The organism is Paenibacillus polymyxa M1, assembly GCF_000237325.1.
Classification (GTDB): domain Bacteria; phylum Bacillota; class Bacilli; order Paenibacillales; family Paenibacillaceae; genus Paenibacillus; species Paenibacillus polymyxa_C.
This window is the reverse complement of record NC_017542.1, coordinates 2,065,253-2,083,895: the sequence shown is the minus strand read 5'-3', so window position 1 is coordinate 2,083,895 and position 18,643 is coordinate 2,065,253. Positions and strand designations below refer to the sequence as shown.

Annotated in this window: 14 protein-coding genes; 7 read left to right on the top strand and 7 right to left on the bottom strand. The window is 43.5% G+C overall.

Annotated elements, in window-relative coordinates; all coding sequences use genetic code 11:
- Positions 1–129 precede the first annotated feature (129 nt).
- The 3 genes from fsa (at position 130) to PPM_RS09440 (ending at position 2,599) form a co-directional block, all read left to right on the top strand.
- Complete coding sequence (gene fsa / locus PPM_RS09450) at positions 130–777, top strand: fructose-6-phosphate aldolase (protein WP_013370592.1); 648 nt, start codon at positions 130–132, stop codon at positions 775–777.
- Between the two features lie 165 nt (positions 778–942).
- Positions 943–1,398 (top strand): MarR family winged helix-turn-helix transcriptional regulator, encoded by a 456-nt coding sequence (locus PPM_RS09445; protein WP_013370591.1) that lies wholly within the window; start codon positions 943–945, stop codon positions 1,396–1,398.
- A gap of 1 nt (position 1,399) precedes the next feature.
- Positions 1,400–2,599 carry an MFS transporter gene (locus PPM_RS09440; RefSeq protein ID WP_013370590.1) on the top strand — a complete coding sequence of 400 codons (1,200 nt, stop codon included), beginning with the start codon at positions 1,400–1,402 and terminating at the stop codon, positions 2,597–2,599.
- Positions 2,600–2,705: 106 nt separating this feature from the next.
- Here the strand turns inward: PPM_RS09440 and PPM_RS09435 are convergent, their stop codons facing one another.
- A complete protein-coding gene (locus PPM_RS09435) occupies positions 2,706–4,022 on the bottom strand; it encodes an MFS transporter (RefSeq protein WP_013370589.1) in 1,317 nt (438 codons plus the stop codon).
- Between the two features lie 92 nt (positions 4,023–4,114).
- Positions 4,115–5,833: a methyl-accepting chemotaxis protein gene (locus tag PPM_RS09430; RefSeq protein ID WP_013370588.1), complete on the bottom strand. Its 1,719-nt coding sequence runs from the start codon at positions 5,831–5,833 to the stop codon at positions 4,115–4,117.
- A gap of 276 nt (positions 5,834–6,109) precedes the next feature.
- On the opposite strand from PPM_RS09430, the gene PPM_RS09425 reads away from it, so the two are divergent.
- Entirely contained in the window at positions 6,110–7,063 is a 954-nt protein-coding gene (locus PPM_RS09425) for a serine hydrolase domain-containing protein (protein WP_013370587.1), read from the top strand.
- Between the two features lie 144 nt (positions 7,064–7,207).
- Here the strand turns inward: PPM_RS09425 and yicI are convergent, their stop codons facing one another.
- Positions 7,208–9,532, bottom strand: coding sequence for an alpha-xylosidase (yicI, locus tag PPM_RS09420; RefSeq protein WP_013370586.1), 2,325 nt, complete (start codon positions 9,530–9,532; stop codon positions 7,208–7,210).
- Between the two features lie 181 nt (positions 9,533–9,713).
- Here yicI and PPM_RS09415 point away from each other — a divergent pair, with 181 nt between their 5' ends.
- Positions 9,714–10,634, top strand: coding sequence for an AraC family transcriptional regulator (locus PPM_RS09415; RefSeq protein ID WP_013370584.1), 921 nt, complete (start codon positions 9,714–9,716; stop codon positions 10,632–10,634).
- A 125-nt stretch (positions 10,635–10,759) separates the two neighbouring features.
- On the opposite strand, the gene brnQ is transcribed toward PPM_RS09415, so the two are convergent.
- Positions 10,760–12,115: a branched-chain amino acid transport system II carrier protein gene (gene brnQ, locus PPM_RS09410; protein ID WP_013370583.1), complete on the bottom strand. Its 1,356-nt coding sequence runs from the start codon at positions 12,113–12,115 to the stop codon at positions 10,760–10,762.
- Between the two features lie 557 nt (positions 12,116–12,672).
- Between brnQ and PPM_RS09405 the strand changes: the two genes are divergently transcribed.
- Positions 12,673–13,944 carry an oligosaccharide MFS transporter gene (locus tag PPM_RS09405; RefSeq protein WP_013370582.1) on the top strand — a complete coding sequence of 424 codons (1,272 nt, stop codon included), beginning with the start codon at positions 12,673–12,675 and terminating at the stop codon, positions 13,942–13,944.
- Between the two features lie 87 nt (positions 13,945–14,031).
- Here PPM_RS09405 and PPM_RS09400 read toward each other — a convergent pair whose 3' ends face one another.
- Both PPM_RS09400 and PPM_RS09395 read right to left on the bottom strand, forming a co-directional pair.
- Positions 14,032–15,735: a methyl-accepting chemotaxis protein gene (locus PPM_RS09400; protein ID WP_013370581.1), complete on the bottom strand. Its 1,704-nt coding sequence runs from the start codon at positions 15,733–15,735 to the stop codon at positions 14,032–14,034.
- A 30-nt stretch (positions 15,736–15,765) separates the two neighbouring features.
- The gene (locus PPM_RS09395; protein WP_013370580.1) at positions 15,766–17,043 is read right to left on the bottom strand and encodes an ABC transporter substrate-binding protein; all 1,278 of its coding nucleotides are present in this window, start codon (positions 17,041–17,043) and stop codon (positions 15,766–15,768) included.
- 243 nt (positions 17,044–17,286) lie between these two features.
- On the opposite strand from PPM_RS09395, the gene PPM_RS09390 reads away from it, so the two are divergent.
- Positions 17,287–18,135 (top strand): copper amine oxidase N-terminal domain-containing protein, encoded by an 849-nt coding sequence (locus tag PPM_RS09390; protein WP_014599648.1) that lies wholly within the window; start codon positions 17,287–17,289, stop codon positions 18,133–18,135.
- Positions 18,136–18,271: 136 nt separating this feature from the next.
- Here the strand turns inward: PPM_RS09390 and PPM_RS09385 are convergent, their stop codons facing one another.
- A complete protein-coding gene (locus PPM_RS09385; RefSeq protein WP_013370578.1) occupies positions 18,272–18,613 on the bottom strand; it encodes a darcynin family protein in 342 nt (113 codons plus the stop codon).
- Positions 18,614–18,643 lie beyond the last annotated feature (30 nt).

Sequence of the window (18,643 nt, the reverse complement as noted above, 5' to 3'; positions counted from 1 at the left end):
GTGTCACAATTAAGAATGTAATACATACTAATTATAAGTTTAACGTGTGCAATATGCTACATTTAAATGTGCTAATGTGCGCCATATGATATGTATTATGTACTATATAAACCTGAGGAGGAAAATCAAATGAAATTTTTCTTGGATACTGGTAACATTGAAGAAATCAAACGTATTGAACGTTTGGGTCTGGTTGATGGTGTAACAACGAACCCTTCCCTGATCGCTAAGGAAGGTCGAGTGTTCAAGGAAGTCATTCAGGAGATTTGCAGTATCGTTGAAGGTCCCGTAAGTGCTGAGGTCATTGGCCTCAAGGCTGAAGATATGCTCGCAGAAGCTTATGACATCGCAAAGTGGGCACCTAACGTGGTGATCAAGCTTCCTATGACGGAAGACGGCTTGTATGCTTGTAACGAGCTGACCAAAAACGGAATCAAAACGAATGTAACACTGATTTTCTCCGCAGCTCAAGGTTTGATGGCAGCCAAAGCTGGCGCTACTTTTATCAGCCCGTTCGTAGGACGTCTGGATGATATCGCCGTTGACGGCATGAAGCTGATTCGTGATCTGAGACAAATTTTGGACATTCATGGTCTGAAATCCGAAATCATCGCGGCTTCCATCCGTAACATTAAGCATGTAGAAGATGCTGCTCTGTCTGGTGCACATATCGCCACCATTCCAGGTTCCTTGCTTCCTTCCCTGTGGAAACATCCGCTGACAGACAGCGGTATCGAACGCTTCCTTAAGGATTGGGAAACTGTACCTAAAGCTTAATTCGCCAGTCATGGCAAACTATATTGTACTAATACCCCAACAGCCCGTTTTTACGGGCTGTTTTTTGCACTTCTTTTGACAAAACAACTTGTTGTCCATATAATTGTTATAACAACTAATTAATTTCAAAGTATCCCTGTACGGAAAAATAGAAAGGAGTGCCCTATGAACAATTTGCCTCCCGATTGTTCTATTGGGATGTTGCTTGGGATTACTCATCGCAAAATGAGTCAACAGCTCTTGCATCGTCTTAAACCTTATGATATTTCCCCAGAGCAATGGTCGGTTCTATACCAAATCTATCAAGCCGAGGGTTTAAATCAGAAAGAAATTGCAGCTAAGGCCGTAAAGGACCAGCCCACTACGACCCGTATTATTGATTTGTTGGACAAGAAGGGCTGGGTAAGGCGTGTGAATAGCCCGCAGGACCGCCGGGCCTATCTGCTTCATTTGACTGAAGCTGGTCGACAGCTTGTGGAGGAGACCCTCCCCGTCGAACGGGATGCCAACCACGATTTTGTAAAAGGAATTTCCTCTGCCGATCTAAAGCAATTCCGCCACATTCTTTTACAAATTCATACCAACATGACTGAATCAGAAAAACAAGGAGAGAACGATTAATATGCAACAAGGCAAGCAACCTCTTTGGACCAAGGAATTTATCGTTCTTACGGTTTCCAATTTATTTTTGTTTCTCGAACTACAGATGATTGTATCTTCCATTCCTTCCTATGTGAAAAATGCGTTCCACGCCACCTCCGTGCAGGTCAGTCTTGTTACGACTTTGTTCGCATTAAGTGCAATTGTCGCAAGGCTTTTTTCTGCCCGTATGCTGGAAAAAGGACATCGCAGCGCCCTGATCTTCGTTGGACTGCTGTTTGCATTAGCAGGAACGCTGGGATACAGTGTTTCACCGACAATTGCGGTGCTCCTGCTCATGCGTATGCTGTTTGGGATCGGCTTTGGTATGAGCAGCACCGCCTTTCCAACAATGGTCACTGACGTCATCCCTCCCAAACGCCTCGGTGAAGGAATGGGATTTTTTAGTCTGTCCACTAGTTTAGCGATGTCTATTGGGCCAACTATCGGTATTTCGATGCTGCAATACGGCAGTTTTAACCTGCTTGCCTATTCGACATCCGCTGTCATTGTTGTCATTTTCCCTCTGGCTTACTGGCTCATTCGCACACTGCCTAAGGGGCACGTCGAACCACCTATGGTTCCTTTGGAAGAAGGGCGCAAACCAGCATTTAACCGTAAATTGTGGATCCCTGCCTTGTTGAACATGTTGATGTCTATCACATATGGCGGGTTGCTCGGTTTTATGGCGCTTTATGGAGATGAAGCTAATCTTGCGCACCCGGCTTACTTTTTCCTGTTTAATGCGGTATCTGTACTGATCGTACGCCCCTTCTCGGGCCGTATATATGATAAAAAAGGGGCAAAGGCACTGCTCATCCCTGGTTCCCTGTTTCTCATTGGCGGTCTGATCCTGCTTTCCTACGCACACAGTGACGCCTTTATGTATCTGTCTGCTCTTTGCTATGGTATCGGGTTTGGTGTTATGCAGCCAACGTTGCAAACCTGGATGATTCAGGTCGTGTCACCTAAACAGAGAGGCATGGCAAACGGTATGTTCCTCAATTCCCTCGATTTCGGGGTCGCAGCTGGAGCGCTTATACTTGGCGTTATCGCCAAAGCCAGTGATTATGCATGGATGTATCGTCTTTCGTCGCTGTTTGTTGTGTTGTTCTTGCTGATTTATGTCATTCAGATCATCGCAAGTCGCAAGCCTAAAAGAAATGTCCCTCTAGAGGGATAAGACTATTCTTTAGAATGAGTGTATCCATCTATACTCGCTCAAATATCAAAAGCACCCGTTACCATGGCTTAATTCCATGGAAAACGGGTACTTTTTCATTTGCAATTTATTTATATTTCGCAGGGGTTTTGTGTCTAAGCTTAGAAGAAGGAGGCTTTTCTCGAGAAATGTATGTCATTCCCTCACTCTTATTGCTGCGATCACTGGATTTGTCCCCTGCTGGTTCATCCTGTTCTGGCTTGACCGCAAATAACATCAGCAGAGCCGCAACTCCACCCACTGCGGCCATGACGCCAAAAAGCAGACCATGCCCACTACGGCCTATCAGCAAAGATACAACCGGCGGACCTAAAGATACTCCGACAAAGCGCATGCTGCTGTACAAGGAAGTGATGGTTCCGCGCTCCTCTTTTTCAATTCCTTTGGTAATCAGTGCATCCAAACAAGGGAGTGCGAGCCCAATACCGCCGCCACCTAGCGTAAACAGGCTAATCACCGCATAAATATGTTGAAAAAATCCGAGAATGGCAAAGCTAATCGTCAATATGGCCAAACCTCCGAAACCGATCCATTTCATACGTTTTTTGTGCTTGCCAATAACCTTGCCACCTAAATAAGAGCACAGACAGAGGGAAATAAGCGGTATAGCCAGCACAAAGCCCTTCCAGACGCCATGGAGGTTGTAGCGACTTTCCAGTATGTCGGATAAGTAGAACAAGACGCCAAAAATGACAAACATGCAAATACCGCCCATAGCAAAAATAGCATAGAGCCAGCGTCCCTTTTCGACAAGCACCTGCTTCACATTCCCCACAAATTCTCGAAACATAATCGGTTGATTTTTACGCTTGGGCACATGGATCAGCCAAATGACCAAAATAAGCGAAATCAGACAGAGACCCGGAATCACTGCCAATGGCAAAAACCATAGCATAGCGCCCAACGCAGCACCGAGAATCGGACTTAATACTTTACCGAATGTGTTGTAGGTCTCGACTACCCCCAGGTTCTTGCTGGCTTCATCCTCGTTCTCGTACAGATCGCCCACAAGCGGAATAACTATAGGAAAAGCACCTGCCGCTCCTGCGCCCTGAAGTAGTCGACCTGCAATAATGGTCCAGTATGCTGCCAGGTCATGAAGCAACCATGCTCCCACCGCAGAAATTCCCCCTCCGATCACAGTCAGAATCAAACAGGGAACAATCACTGCTTTACGGCCAAATCGGTCGGATAGATAGCCCGCAATCGGTATCAGTAAAATGGCCACCACCGCATACACTGTAATCAACATGCTAATCCGAAAGGAGCTTACATGTAGCTTACGTCCGATTTCCGGTAAAACCGGAATCAGCATGGAATTACCCAGCGTCATCATCAGCGGGATGGAACCTAATGCAACCAGATTCCCTTTATTTTGTTGCATCCCGTTACCACCTTTGCAAAAGTAATAACACACAGCTGTCCAGATTCGTTCAACAGATATTATTGTGTTTACATTGGTGGGAATTTATACGGCTATACTTTAAAACCACCGACCCTTGCGTTTAGCAATTGCGACATATCCGCCACAGTATGAATGGACGATGCAATTTCCTCCATGGAAGCCAGTTGCTCTTCAGCCGCCGCACTGACGCTTTGGGTTCCTCCTGCCGTCTGCTCCGCTACTTCACGGATGCGTTCCGCGGCCTTCACCATTCGCTCAGATCCACCGGACATTTGTTCTACAGACCGGTTTACACTGTGAATCTGCTCGCTGACTTGTTGAATGGAACTTCCAATCTGACGAAATGCAGTTTCAGCGGATTGCATGACCTTTACGCCAGATTGCACTTCAACTGTTCCAGACTGCATGGTTGAAGCGACATGCCCAACATGCTCCTGAATATTTTGCACAAACTGTGTGATTTCTGCTGCTGAAACCGATACTTGCTCGGACAATCTTCTTACCTCAGAGGCCACAACAGCAAATCCTTTGCCCTGTTCTCCCGCTCTTGCCGCTTCAATGGACGCATTAAGCGCCAGCATTCCAGTCTGTTTGGCAAATCCGGTAATAACAGATCCGATCATGCCAATCTGCTCCGCCTGTTCACTAAGTGAACGTACAGCACGTGCAGAGCTGTCTACACTTTCGCTTACCTTCTCCATCTGACGCATAGCCTTACCAATCGATTGTTCCCCTGCTTCTGCATCTTTAGCAGCTGTATCAGACAATTCATATACCTGCTCGCTTGTGGCAGCAATCCGTTCAAGCTCGTTGGCAAGCTCTTTTATGGTATCTGTAGTTTGTGTAATATCATCGACCTGATGCTCCATACCAGTCGCAAGCTCTTCCATTACACCGGAGGTATGACGATTGGCCTGATTCATTTCCTCAGTACTGACGTTAACACGCTCTGCGGTTACAGTTAATGTACGAGCCGTATCCTGAGCATCCACAATGATATTGCGGAATCCTTCAATAAGCTTGTTGTAGGAGCTCGCAATCATACCGATTTCGTCTTTGGACGTAATATCCAGTCTACTTCGCAAATCTCCTCCACCTTGAGACATTTGCAACAACTGCTCATTCATATGGTGTAATGGACGAATAGAACGAATCAAAACGATAGATTGAGCAATACTGTAAATAATAACCAAAAGTCCTACAATGCTCGTAATTAAGGTTGTATTCGTCATCGTTTGGTGCGCCTGCTGTATTTTCACCGTTACCATATCTTCCTGCGCTTTGACAAATGCTACCACCTTGGTATCAAGTTGCTTGCGCAAAACCCGTTCGTTTTCAAAATCATCGAGCAATTCAGAAAATGGCGGGAAGGCATCATCTCTTGTACTCTTATACCCCGCTGTGGTCAGTAGAGTATGAACTTGATTCATATAGGTATTAATCCCTGTTTTGAGATCAGTCATCTTCTTCTTTGTATCCTCATTGCCTGTATTGAGCAGAGCTTCTGTCTCCTGTAACAACTTTGCAACTTCACTTTGCTTGTTTCCGATCTCGTTCCCATACTGTTCGTCACGAGTCAACAAATATGCCCGCTCATCATTGGATATCCCGTTTAACAAAAATTGCAGAGACTTGGAGTTATACGCAATCGTCTCTTCACGGTTCATAATATCTTTGTACTCGTTCTCACTATGTATACTTAAAATGTAATTGGTCAGCAGCATGGCAGCAATCACACTTGGGATCAGTATCGCGCTGAGAATCATTTTGGCCTTAATTGTTAAGTTCATGAATTGGTCCCCCAGTTGTTTCAAAATAAAATGTTCAACTTACTATATATCGTTTTATTGAGCTGTTTTTTTAAATGAAACCGAAAAAGTGTATAGATTTTCAAATATATTTGTGTCTTTTTAGTGAACATATATATATTTATTAATATCAAAAAACAAAAAAATTCAAATTAGGGAAAAAGATAAGAATCATTATTCGTTTATACTTGTCGGACTCGGATGGTTAAAAATGATATACTATGTAATGGTATGCTATAAGCCTCAAGGAGGATCTGCATGAAAAGTCTGGAGCTCAAACCACTTATTCACGTGCTTAACGAGTTGGAAACCCGTAGCTGTCTTATTGAGCAACAGGGACATACGATCATGGATTACTACCGTGAGCCTCAATTCGCCAACGAACTCTATAAAATAAATTCCTGTACCAAAAGTGTGATTTCTGCATTAGTTAGTATTGCTATGGATCAACGACTGGTACCCAAACCAGAGACACCGATCCTCGAATTTTTTCCCCAGTTAGCCAAAGACAGTGACCCTCGAAAGCGTGATATTACGATTGAACACCTGCTGACGATGTCTGCTGGCTTTAATTGGACGGAATTTGGGGGACAAAATTCTTTTCCTACCATGAGCAAAACGTCCGATTGGGTGCAATTTGTGCTTTCACAGCCATTATCGGATATACCAGGTACGCGAATGGAGTACAGCTCTGGCTGTTCTCAACTTTTGGCCACCTTGCTGCGTTCTGCCTCTGGACAAGCCGTTGCTGAATTTGCCGAGGAGCAATTATTCCAGCCACTTGGTATCGATAACTATCAGTGGGAAACCGATCCGCAAGGCACTCACACCGGGGGCTTTGGGCTGCATCTCAGACCGCTGGACATGCTCAAATTCGGGCGACTTTATCTGAACGAAGGAAGCTGGGAAGGACGGCAGATCATCCAGACAGAGACCGTCCGATATTCGACCCGTCCATTTCTTCCAGCCTCCAAACCACAAAAAGCATATTACGGCTGTCACTGGTGGGCTTCTTCCTTTTCAGATGAGAGAGAGACAGGAACGGAAACAGACTTTTTTTACGCACTCGGCTTTGGTGGGCAATACATTATTGTGGTCCCCTCTTATGACTTGGTAATTGTCCTCACGGCTGATAAATTTAAAAAGAAACGGACTCCTGTGGATATTTTCCGGCAGTACCTTGTACCACTCCTACTTCAGCAAAATGCATAGGGTATGATATCAATGCTAAAGTTGAAGATATTCTTTATCGGATGCCACATCAAAAAGGGCTTGCCTGTTTGTATCAGGCAAGCCCTTTTTTTTGCAATATAATCGCTACATTATAATCTATCCATCCACGGATGAACTCCTAACCTAGGCCAAGTGAATAGTGAGCTCTTGCTGTCCGCTGGAGGCTGGTGTAATGATTAACCCCTGTTCTCCAGCCAGACTAGTGCCTTCCTTCACTTGAACAGCCTCATGGATACCGCGCAGTACTAAAGACCACGGTTTAACGGCACCTTCGGCCTTCACCGTAATGACAGAATCCTTGCGGCTGGCAGTAACCGTTAGCTCTTCTTCACCTGATGTATTCACGATGACCGTGCGGGCCTGTTGCCCCTCACCTAGTTCAAACAAATGAAGCGCTACTTGATCTGCATAATCATAATCCGGACGACGATCCTCATGACCGATAGCCAGCAATGTGTTTGGCTTCACGAGCACAGGCAAGGTTGTAAAATCATGTTGCTCGTTGACCCAACGACCGCCAGATACGATTTCATTCGTTAGCAAATTCGTCCATTGACCCTCTGGTACATAATACTGTACATTGCCTTCTTTATTAAAGATCGGAGCTACCAAAATGGAATCCCCCAGCATGTATTGTAGATCCAGCGTAGCACAGGTAGGGTCCTGCGGGAATTCCAAAACCATAGCCCGCATCATCGGCAGTCCCTTCACCGAGGATTCCACAGCAGCTGCATACAGGTGTGGCATCAGCGAGCATTTGAGTTTGGTAAAGCTGCGCACTACGTCGACTGACTCTTCGTCAAACAGCCAAGGAACACGGTATGACACATTTCCGTGTAGACGGCTATGGGAGGATAACAGTCCAAACTGTACCCACCGTTTGTATAAGTCCGGCGCAGCCGTTAGTTCAAAGCCGCTAATATCATGGCTCCAGAAGCCAAAACCACTCAAGCCAAGTGATAATCCGCCCCGCAAGGATTCTGCCATCGACTCATACGTGGACGAGCAGTCTCCGCCCCAGTGAACTGGGAACTGTTGTCCCCCGGCTGTGGCAGAACGTGCAAATAATGCGGCTTCATTTTTGCCCAGCTTTTCCTCCAGCACATCAAACACAGCTTTGTTGTACAAATGCGTATAGTAATTATGCATTTTCATTGGATCAGAGCCATCATAATAAACTACATCTGTTGGAATACGCTCACCAAAGTCGGTTTTGAAGCAATCCACGCCTTGATCGATCAGCACCTTCAGCTTATCCTGATACCAGGCAACTGCAGCCGGATTCGTGAAGTCAACCAGCCCCATTCCCGCCTGCCACATGTCCCACTGCCACACACTGCCATCGGCTGTTTTAACCAAGTAGCCATTCTCCATGCCTTCATCAAACAAAATGGACTTTTCTGCAATATACGGATTGATCCATGCGCAAATTTTGAGACCTTTAGCTTTCAATCTCTGCAGCATGCCTTCCGGATCTGGAAACATATCTTGATCCCACTGGAAATCGCACCATTGGTATTCCTTCATCCAGAAGCAGTCAAAATGGAATACCGAGAGTGGCAGATCCCGTTCAGCCATCCCGTCCACAAAATGGTTTACTGTCGCTTCATCATAATCAGTCGTGAACGAAGTGGTCAGCCACAAACCAAAGGTCCAGGCCGGCGGCAATGCAGGCTTGCCTGTCAGCTTGGTATAATTATCAAGTACCTCCTTAGGATTAGCTCCACCAATAATAAAATACTCTAACGATTCGCCAGAAACGCTAAACTGTACCTTCGAAACATTTTCCGACGCAATCTCATAGGATACCTTTTCCGGATGATTGACGAATACACCGTACCCTTTATTGGATAAATAAAATGGAATGTTTTTGTACGCCTGTTCACTGCTGGTCCCGCCATCTTCATTCCAAATATCAACGACCTGACCATTTTTCACAAACGGAGTGAAACGCTCTCCAAGACCGTATACGTACTCCCCCATGCCCAGCTCCAGCTGCTCTCGGAAAAAAGGCTGGTCTTGTGGGTCCGTAATATAGCCTGGTCCCCGATGCCCACTGCCTGTGACTTTACGATCCTTGACATAAAAGCCTACGTCCCAGCTCTTTCCACGACCGACTCGCACACTCAGATCGCCGCTTTTCAGCACCGCTACATCCTCACCCACCGTAATAGCCACCTCTGTCGGCAATGTGTGAATTTCAAAATCTGGTCCATGATGCACCCGTCCCTTATGGTGGTTCAGACGCACCCGAATAACATTCGGCATGGGAGAGCTGTAGGTCGCTTTCAGTAACGCCCCGTTCAGCGTATCCCCTTTGTGCTCGATCCGGTGGGTTGCTGCATATACCGTCATGGAAGCATCGTCCGTCACGATATCACGGATGTCAGCAGGATTTTGTATTTCATAGCCCTTGCGAACCAACCAATAGCCATCAGTAAATTTCATCTGTCTCTTCCTCCGTCTCGACTTTTATATTCCTTGATCCCAAATCGCTTATTGGATTTTTTCGAAATCCTTACTATAATAATATTGATTTATGTAAGGGTTTACTTCTTCTATTTTGACGTTTAGTATCAATATTTTGATGTTTTCTATATAAATCAGTTTGCCGAAAGGAATCATTGAAATGCAAAGGGAAATGTTACGAGAAAATCGTATTCACGGCAATCCCATGTATCCAGTCAGCGTATATCCGAGCGTAGAGCAATTGAACGGAAATCGTATATTGGAGTCCCATTGGCATGAGGAAATGGAGTTTATCGTAGTAGAACAGGGGAGCGCTGTATTTCAGACGGATATGATCTATACGGAGGTTAGCGAAGGTGAAGCCCTTTTTGTAAACAGTGGCGAGCTTCACGCCGGTTATTTACAAAAAAGTCCTCGCTGTGTATTTTCTGCGGTGGTGTTTCACCCGGACATGCTGCACAGCCGCACGCAAGATACAGTTCAGACCCAGTTTATTGAACCGTTTATCCATAAAAAGCTCGTCCCTCCCCCTCACATTCGCGGTGTACAGTCTTGGGAGCAGGAGCTATTGACCGCGTTGAAACGTATTATCACCAGCCATGAACAGAATGCGCCTGCCCGTGAGCTGACCACCAAAGCACAACTCTATAGCATAATCGCCTGCCTGTTCCCGCATATGACTCCGGCTAACGGAGAAGACGTGGTTATGGCGAGTCAACGCAACAAGATCGAACGGATCAAAAAAGCACTGGCGTACATCAACAGTCATGCGCATGAGCCCATTCGTTTGCGAGAGATCTCAGATGAGGTTGGGATGAGCGAGGGACATTTCTGTCGTTTCTTCAAGCAGATGGTGCAGAAAAGTCCGGTTGAATATATCAACTATCAGCGGATTCAAAAGGCTTGCAGGTTGCTAGAGCAAAGTGACCGCAAAGTAGTTGATATTGCGCTGGATGTGGGATTTGAAAATCTAAGCTATTTTATTGCAACCTTTAAAAAATGGAACGGCCTGACTCCTTCGCTATACCGCAAGCAGCACGAAGCAGATCAGGCGCTTGCTGTCCCTGCTATAACAGACTGAAAAGCATGATTTTGATTTGAATCGCAGCCAGTAAAGTTACAAAAAAGAAAGAACGAGCGGAAGATCCAGTTCTCCGTTCGTTCTTTCTTTTTTGTTATACATGTCCAATTCACCGAATAAGCAAATCATTTATTTTTTGGCTTCATAGGTATAAGGACAATTTTTCTTCGTTTAATATAGTAGAATATATAACCTCCTACTCCTCCTAAAACAGAGGGAATTAACCAGCCTAATCCTACATCATATAGCGGAAGAATTTGAGTGAAAAAGTCATTAATTACTTTGATTTTTATTCCAGCAGCATTCAAGCCGTCAAATAGACTAACAATGAAGGTTAATATTAAACTGCCTTGATATACTTCTGATTTTCCTTTAAACACGGAATGTAAAAATGTTAAAAATATTAGAGAAATCGCAATAGGATATATTGCAATTAACACTGGCGTTGAAACCTTAATGAGCTGTGTTAAACCTATATTGGCTACAATGGTACTAAATATGGATAACATGAGAGCAATTCTTTTATAAGAAACTTTCGGAAACAATGTATGAAAAAAGGAAGAACAGGACGTAATAAGCCCTACGCTTGTCGTTAAACACGCTACTGTAATCATTAAGCCTAATAAAATGGAGCCGTAAGATCCAAAATAATAGGATGAAACCTTGGCTAACACCTCAGCACCATTTTCTAAAACACCCAGTTTTTCAACGCTAGAAGCTCCCATGTAGGCAAGAGACGTATAGATAAATGCTAAGAGGACAACCGCGATGGTTATCGATTTGGCACAAATAATCATCAGCTCTTTTTTGGCAGTAACTCCTCTTTCCTTAATTGCATTCACAATGATAATTCCAAAAATAAAGGCTACAAGAGCATCCAATGTTAAATAACCTTCTTGAAAACCTTTGAAAAAGACGTGCGAAGTATAGCCTTCAGCAGGTGCTTGGAAGGCTCCTATGGGGTGAATAAGAGCTACAACCACCAGGATTCCAATGAATGTCAATTTAATGGGGGTTAAAAACTTTCCGATCACATCAATAATTTTTGTAGGGTTAAGTGATAACAAGCATGCAACTCCAAAAAAAAGAATTGTAAATACAAAAAGTGCGACAGGATGATCTGTATGGTTTGAAAAGAAAGGTTTTACTCCAATTTCAAACGACACACTACCGGTTCTTGGAATTGCATATAAAGGGCCAATGGCTAGATAAAGGATCGTTGTAAAGACAATCCCGAATACAGGATGTACCCGACTCGCTAAAGTTTGTAAATTGCTTTTGCCTGAAAAAACAAAGGCAGTGATGGCTAGTAACGGTAAACCAACTCCGGTAACCAAGAAACCCGCATTGGCTATCCATACATTCTCTCCAGCCATTTGACCAAGCATAGGTGGGAAGATTAGATTCCCTGCACCAAAAAATAAGGCAAATAGCATCGATCCTATAATAATAATAAAGGACGAAGAAACACTTTTTGACATAATAAATCCTCCAACCATGAAATCACAACAATTTGTTATCATTCATTTTCTTTTTATTTTGTATAGGACATGTGAATAGGGCATAGCAACACCAAGTAGGGATAGCCCTCCGCTAACCCTTCCCGATCGGTGTAAGAACATTATTCAAGATGTGAGTTTCGATAACTCATCATTACACAATACTCTATATACGTTCACGGTTTCAAGTAACTTTGTACTTGCGAAAGAACCACTTCATCCCCTTGCTCTAGCAATTTATTGTGCTATCAGTATGACCATGTCAGCCAGACCTTAGAACAATTCTGCTTCGTGCCATGTTTCTCCTCCTACTAAATGAGCCTAATGAACTACGAACAATTTTACACGTAGGACTTAATTCTTACAAGATAATAAAAGCTCTGTATAACCCATCTAGCAATTGATTGCAATAAGCACAGGAAATCTTGGGAAAATGCCCTATGGATTCAATTGAATCATCCTTACAATTAATAGTACAGACAATGTTTAAAGACGTATGCAATACATTGAGCGGCTATAATTTGAAGGGGTGCTTAAACATGAATTTAGCAAAACGTAACTACTGGTCTTTGAGCGTTTTTAATTTCGCTTATCTGTTTACATGGTCTGCCGCCATGTCTTTTTTTGTCATTTGGCTGGGACAAAGCCTGGGGATTTCAGAAACCTACACAGGATTTTTATACGCGGCGAACTCTATCGTCGCCTTGATCATGCAACCCCTGTTTGGGTACTTATCCGACAAGCTGGGCTTGAGAAAACATCTGCTGTACATACTCTTTACGATCCTTTTGCTCGTCGGGCCCTTTTTTATCTATGTGTACGGTCCATTGCTTCAAACGCAGTTCGTCATTGGTGCCATTGTCGGTGCACTATTTATCGGTCTGGTGTTTAATGCAGGTAACGGTGTCGTCGATTCCTATATGGACAAAGTATCGCGCAAATACGGCTTTGAATACGGACGAGTTCGTATGTGGGGCTCACTCGGATGGGCGGCCGCTACTTTTGTTGCGGGGCGGGTCATCAACATCAATGTAAATCTGACCTTCTGGATTGCCTCCGTATCTGCTGTTGTTGCCATGATCTGCATCTTCTTGACCAAAGTCGAAATTTCTGGACAGGAGCAGCAGAAAACTGAATCGTTGAAGCTCATTGACGTACTACATCTCGTACGCACCACAAAGTTCTGGTTTCTTATGCTATTCATGGTTGGCGTGACCCAAATTTATGAGGTATATGACCAGCAATTTGCCACCTATTTCGTATCTCAGTTCAGTTCCAAAGCAGAAGGAAATCAATTCCTTGGCGATTTAAGTGCTGTACAGGTATTCCTGGAATTTGTGTTCCTGTTTGTTACCCCATGGTTTGTGAACAAAACGACTGCCAAATGGGCATTGATTATTGCCGGAACGATCATGTCGTTGCGTATTATCGGTTCTTCGCTGCCGTTCGGTTCCATATGGGTGGCTGCGATGAAGATGATTCACTCCCTGGAAAAACCGCTGATTCTGGTAGCCATCTTCAAGTACATTACCGTCAACTTTGACCAGCGCTTATCGTCCACCATGTACCTACTGTATTTGTTTATGGGCTCCCTGGTGGTATCTGTTTTCTCACCTATTGTCGGACATATGTATGAAGTTCTGAATTTCCCAATCACTTATGTTATTTTGGGTTCCATTGCAGGTCTGTTCACCATCATTTCCTGCTTTACGCTAACAGCTGACAAGAAAAATGGAGAACGATATCTAGAGGAACGCCGCAAACAGAATCTGAAAAAAGCTGCTAAACAAGCTGAAGCAGTTCATTCGTAATTATACGCTAATTTAGACACAAGAGTTGAATACAACAGCGGTAGTCTAGGACTTGTTTTTCTCGTCCAAGACTACCGCTAACTTACTTTAAATTTTGAATACGGACACCGTTTGATTCATCTCTTCCGCCCGCTTGGCAAGCATATTAGCACCTGCGGACACTTCCTCCATGGAGGCAGTAGTTTCCTCGACTACGCTTGCGACTGTTTGAGTAGAGTCGGCTGCACGTTCGGAGATTTCGGCAATTTTCTTCATAGATTCCACCATAGAAACGGTTCCTTCATTTACGGATCTTGCTTCTACAGCCGCAGTATCTACCTCACCGCTCACCTCTTCCACGGCACCGACAATTTCAGAAAAGACGTTACCGACACCTTCGACAAGCATCATACCTTCATTTAGAGATTGAACACCTTCATTCATCGAAATCACAACTTCGTCTGTTCTTAATGCGATTTCGTTGACCAGAGAGGAAATCTTGCCCGTTGCTTCACTTGCTTGTGCCGACAAATTACGTACTTCATAAGCGACAACCGCAAATCCTTTTCCCTGCTCTCCCGCTCGTGCAGCTTCTATACTCGCATTGAGTGAAAGCAAGTTGGTTCGGGCAGATATATCGCTAATCATAGCTGTGATCTGTCTAATCTCTGCAGATTTTTCGCCTAGAATATTTACCACTTCAGCGGATTGAGTTACCTTGGTATGCACATCTCTTATTTGAGAGACGGTGGAAGACATTTGGGTTTTCCCGTTGTTTGCTTTTTCTTGTGCTTGGGTTGTGAGGTTCGCCACATTCACAAAGCGATTGGTTATGCTCTCTACACTTTTAGAAACGCCTACCGTGTAATTCAGCGTTTCAGCTATATCTGCAAGCTGTGTCTGAGAACCCTCCGCAACCTGAGTGGCACTTATAGCTATCTGCTCGGTAGCAATGCTTGTCTGTTCTGCACTGGCCGTTAGCTGTTCAGCCGTAGAGGCAACCAGTAAGGAATTATCCACAACTTCCTTTAAAAGGTTACGTAGCGAATCGCACATTTCATTAAAATCGGATGCCAGCTCCCCGACCTCATCTTTGGATCGGACCCTAAGGGGTTCCACTTGCAGGTCCCCTCTCGTTACCAGCTTTATCTGTTCTGCTATTTTTAATATGGGCTTAGTGAACGATTGAGCCAATAAAAAAGAACCGATAATTCCAAGGATCGTACATATGATAGTCAAAGAAATCATCAAAAGTCTACCTGAATGGTAAGATTGACTCGATTGATTAGCTGCCTCAGTGGCATACTGCTCATTAAGCAGCTTCAGTTTATTTACATCGTCTAATGCTGCCTTATAAATAGAAGAATTTCCATGAATGATCATGTAGGCCATCACTTTGTCGTTTTCTTCCATGGCCGCAGAAACCACCTTTAGATGGCGAAGATACATTGCCCACTGACCATAAAAGTTGGTGAACAGTTCTTTTTCCTCTGCCGTAGAGGCCAAACTTTGATATTTATTTACACTCTTATCCATTGAATCTGTAGCTTTGGCTAGTTCTTCTTGATAAGTGCTGCGAGCAGCTGCATCCTCTTCGAGTATCATTCGAACGGTGAGTCTATCGATTTCTGTAATCTGCTTATCCATACCTTGAAGAAGAATAACCGCAGGTAACGACCTGTTATTTACCTTATCAGAAGCCTCCCCCATTTCCGACATCTTAATGACGCCTATAACACTTGAAAGGGACAGTACGATTACCAGTATGAGCGCTGCACTAATTATTTTTTTCTTTAATGTTAATTTAAACACCCTTATCTTCCTCCCGTGACTGGTCTCGTATCATCCCTGCTGAGCTTTCCAGTATATGCGTATTTGGCGTAAGAGCTCAGCCTTATCTATCTTTCCACTGATATAGCTTTGGATAGATGCTCCTGTGATGGCCCCATGATCAGGTGGAAGGGTTGCCATAAACGGCAGCGTCTTTCCGTTCGACATATATGACTTGATCGATTTACTCAAGGGATCGGAAGGCACTAAGTCAATATTCTTAAAGGCTGGTATAACATTAGCCTTGTTAACCAAAAGTTCCTGTCCCGACTTTTCGTATACCAGCCAGTTTAAAAATTTCTTTGCTTCCTCTTGCTGCTGCGGCGTAGTAGCTGTGGAGTCAATGAATACATACTTTGTCACACCAACTGTGATCTTTGAATTGTTGGGATCATCTGTATTATCGTTTAGCGGAAGAGGCAAGAACCCGTATTCCTCATTTGCCGTATCATTGCTCTTTATTCCATTCCAAGCCCAGTTGCCCATAAACCAAAGCCCTACCTTGCCCTCTCCCAAAGCTTTGGATCCATCCTCATACGTACTGTCCAAAGGCGCGTGTTTATTGATGTTGTTATCCTTGAGCAGATCTAAAGTTTGTACCCATCCAGACATTACATTGTTTTGGGACATATCGATGGAGTTGTTCTGCATACCTTTAACAAACTCTGGAAAACCTCCAGGTTGAACAGAATAAGCCAGAGCCAGAAGATGAGAGCCAAGAGACCAGTCCATTGGTGAAAGCATGACTGGTGCTACTCCCGACTTCTGAATTTTAGCCATTAATGAATTCAGGCTGCTTCTACTGTTGACCGAAGAAGGATCAAAAGGACCCCCTGTTGCCTTGTCCAATACTTTTTTGTTATAGATTAATCCGTAGCCTTCCACTGCAAATGGGAATCCCAGCACAGCATCGTTTTTCTTAACTGCATCAAGTCCATTTTCTATCGTATCGGCTACCCACTTCTCTTTACTTAAGTCAACGGCTTTATCCAGGAATGTCTGCGTGTCACCCGGGTCAAGCATCGACATCGTTGCTGGGCTTCCTGAGCCGTACATCGACATCAGCTTTTGATATGCAGACGTTCCCTCTGGAGCGGTTATAATTTCTAAAGATACTTCAGGGTGCTCTTGATTGTATTGTTTTGCGACTTCTTCTAATTGGGTTTTTATTTCAGATTTAGAATTCAAAAATGTAATCTTGGTCGTCTGCTGTGATACTGGTGATGCTGAACAACCTATAAACATCATTAAACATGCTAGAGAAATCGCAACTTTTAGCTGTTTTCTCATTAACTTTCCCCCTAAGGATTTACTTTGTAAATTTTATGAACAATATTCAATGTTATCGACATAATTCCCCAGGAAGATTAGAATTTTTTGGGTGGTAAATATCGGAATTCAGTTGAATAGTACAAACTGGTTGTTACGTCAAGTTGATGAACAGGAAAACGCAACAAATTTTTATCCAGTCGCGTCTTAATATGGGGGAAAGTTACTGTGCAACAAATTAATCAAAAAAAGGAGCAATCTTTTATGAACAAGGCATTCTTTGGGGCTTTTCTTGCTATCTTTTTATGTATTTCATCGTCCACTGCTTATGCAGCACAAAATCAAATCAAAATTGACGGTGTGGCTATAGCAACCGATGCAAAGCCACAAATGAAGAACAAACGTACAATGGTGCCTCTACGTGTTATTAGCGAAAGTTTGGGGGCTAACGTCGAATGGTCCGATTCCGAGGTTATTCTCACTAAAAGCGATATGAAAGTAAAATTAGCAGTAAACAAAAGCACAGCGGAGAAAAACGGTCAAAAGATACAGCTTGATGTAAAACCATACTTGAAAAATAACAACATATATGTTCCACTTCGTTTTATTGCAGAGACATTTGGCTGTAATGTCAATTACAGCAACTTTGCAGTGACTATTAATATTGAACCATTGCTCATAGACGGTGTACAAGTAAAGGCACTTCAACAGGAATACCATATGATTATGGGCGGCGTAGTTCAGCAAATTCATGGCAATGCATATAACAAAGCCATTTATAATATTTTTGCAAAAAACAAAGGCGAAAAAGTCGAAGCACCTGAAAACTATTCTTGGAGACTCACTATTGACACACCTGGGTCTTATTATAAAAATGCACAATACGATTTTTTAGACCAAAAAGGGAAAAGCTTAGCTCGTTTTGATGTGTATTCTTTAATCCAGTCCTTTCCATCCGAAGTTTTAATCGGGTATCCCAAGTTTTTGATTCATGACGTATCCAAAGATGAGTGGTACTTGTTTAGCGATAGCGCAGCAAAATCTATTAATCAGTTAATTAATAATGCTACAAATAATGGTTTTATGACGGTTATAAGTAATACAGTTGCATAATACGATTTTATCTTATTATCGTCTCTATTAGATAAAAGGCGAATTCCCAGCTGAATAAAACAGCATGGGAACTCGCCTTGTTTAAAACCTGTACAAGCTCAACTCCTACTTTTACATAGTAAAGGAGTACGGGGAGTTATTTGTCCATCTGTAGCATTTCGGACTCATAGGACTGAAATGCATTTTCCATCCCCATTACTACATCTTTAATCTTCATATATCCTTTGGTATACGGCTCCGAATCACGAATTTCTTCCCACATATAGTGATATTGCTTCATATCCTCTGTTTCGCATACAACGAAATCCGTATAGTCCTTTCCGGGCAGTGCTTCTGCATCGAAAAAACGAACCTGAACATGTTCGCTGTACTTCTGAATACGAGCCTGCAAGGCCCCCGCATGTTTGCGGCGTTCTTCCCGAGGAAGAGCCAACCAAGAAGGGTAGAATTCCAATAATACAATCATCATATAACGCATATGCCTATCTCCTTTTTAGTGAAGCTTGAA

Coding starts and splice junctions, on each gene's coding strand:
- PPM_RS09385 (WP_013370578.1), bottom strand. CDS start 18,613: ATGCGTTATATGATGATTGTATTATTGGAATTCTACCCTTCTTGGTTG.
- PPM_RS09445 (WP_013370591.1), top strand. CDS start 943: ATGAACAATTTGCCTCCCGATTGTTCTATTGGGATGTTGCTTGGGATT.
- PPM_RS09415 (WP_013370584.1), top strand. CDS start 9,714: ATGCAAAGGGAAATGTTACGAGAAAATCGTATTCACGGCAATCCCATG.
- PPM_RS09405 (WP_013370582.1), top strand. CDS start 12,673: ATGAATTTAGCAAAACGTAACTACTGGTCTTTGAGCGTTTTTAATTTC.
- PPM_RS09395 (WP_013370580.1), bottom strand. CDS start 17,043: ATGAGAAAACAGCTAAAAGTTGCGATTTCTCTAGCATGTTTAATGATG.
- brnQ (WP_013370583.1), bottom strand. CDS start 12,115: ATGTCAAAAAGTGTTTCTTCGTCCTTTATTATTATTATAGGATCGATG.
- PPM_RS09425 (WP_013370587.1), top strand. CDS start 6,110: ATGAAAAGTCTGGAGCTCAAACCACTTATTCACGTGCTTAACGAGTTG.
- PPM_RS09435 (WP_013370589.1), bottom strand. CDS start 4,022: ATGCAACAAAATAAAGGGAATCTGGTTGCATTAGGTTCCATCCCGCTG.
- PPM_RS09390 (WP_014599648.1), top strand. CDS start 17,287: ATGAACAAGGCATTCTTTGGGGCTTTTCTTGCTATCTTTTTATGTATT.
- fsa (WP_013370592.1), top strand. CDS start 130: ATGAAATTTTTCTTGGATACTGGTAACATTGAAGAAATCAAACGTATT.
- PPM_RS09440 (WP_013370590.1), top strand. CDS start 1,400: ATGCAACAAGGCAAGCAACCTCTTTGGACCAAGGAATTTATCGTTCTT.
- yicI (WP_013370586.1), bottom strand. CDS start 9,532: ATGAAATTTACTGATGGCTATTGGTTGGTTCGCAAGGGCTATGAAATA.
- PPM_RS09430 (WP_013370588.1), bottom strand. CDS start 5,833: ATGAACTTAACAATTAAGGCCAAAATGATTCTCAGCGCGATACTGATC.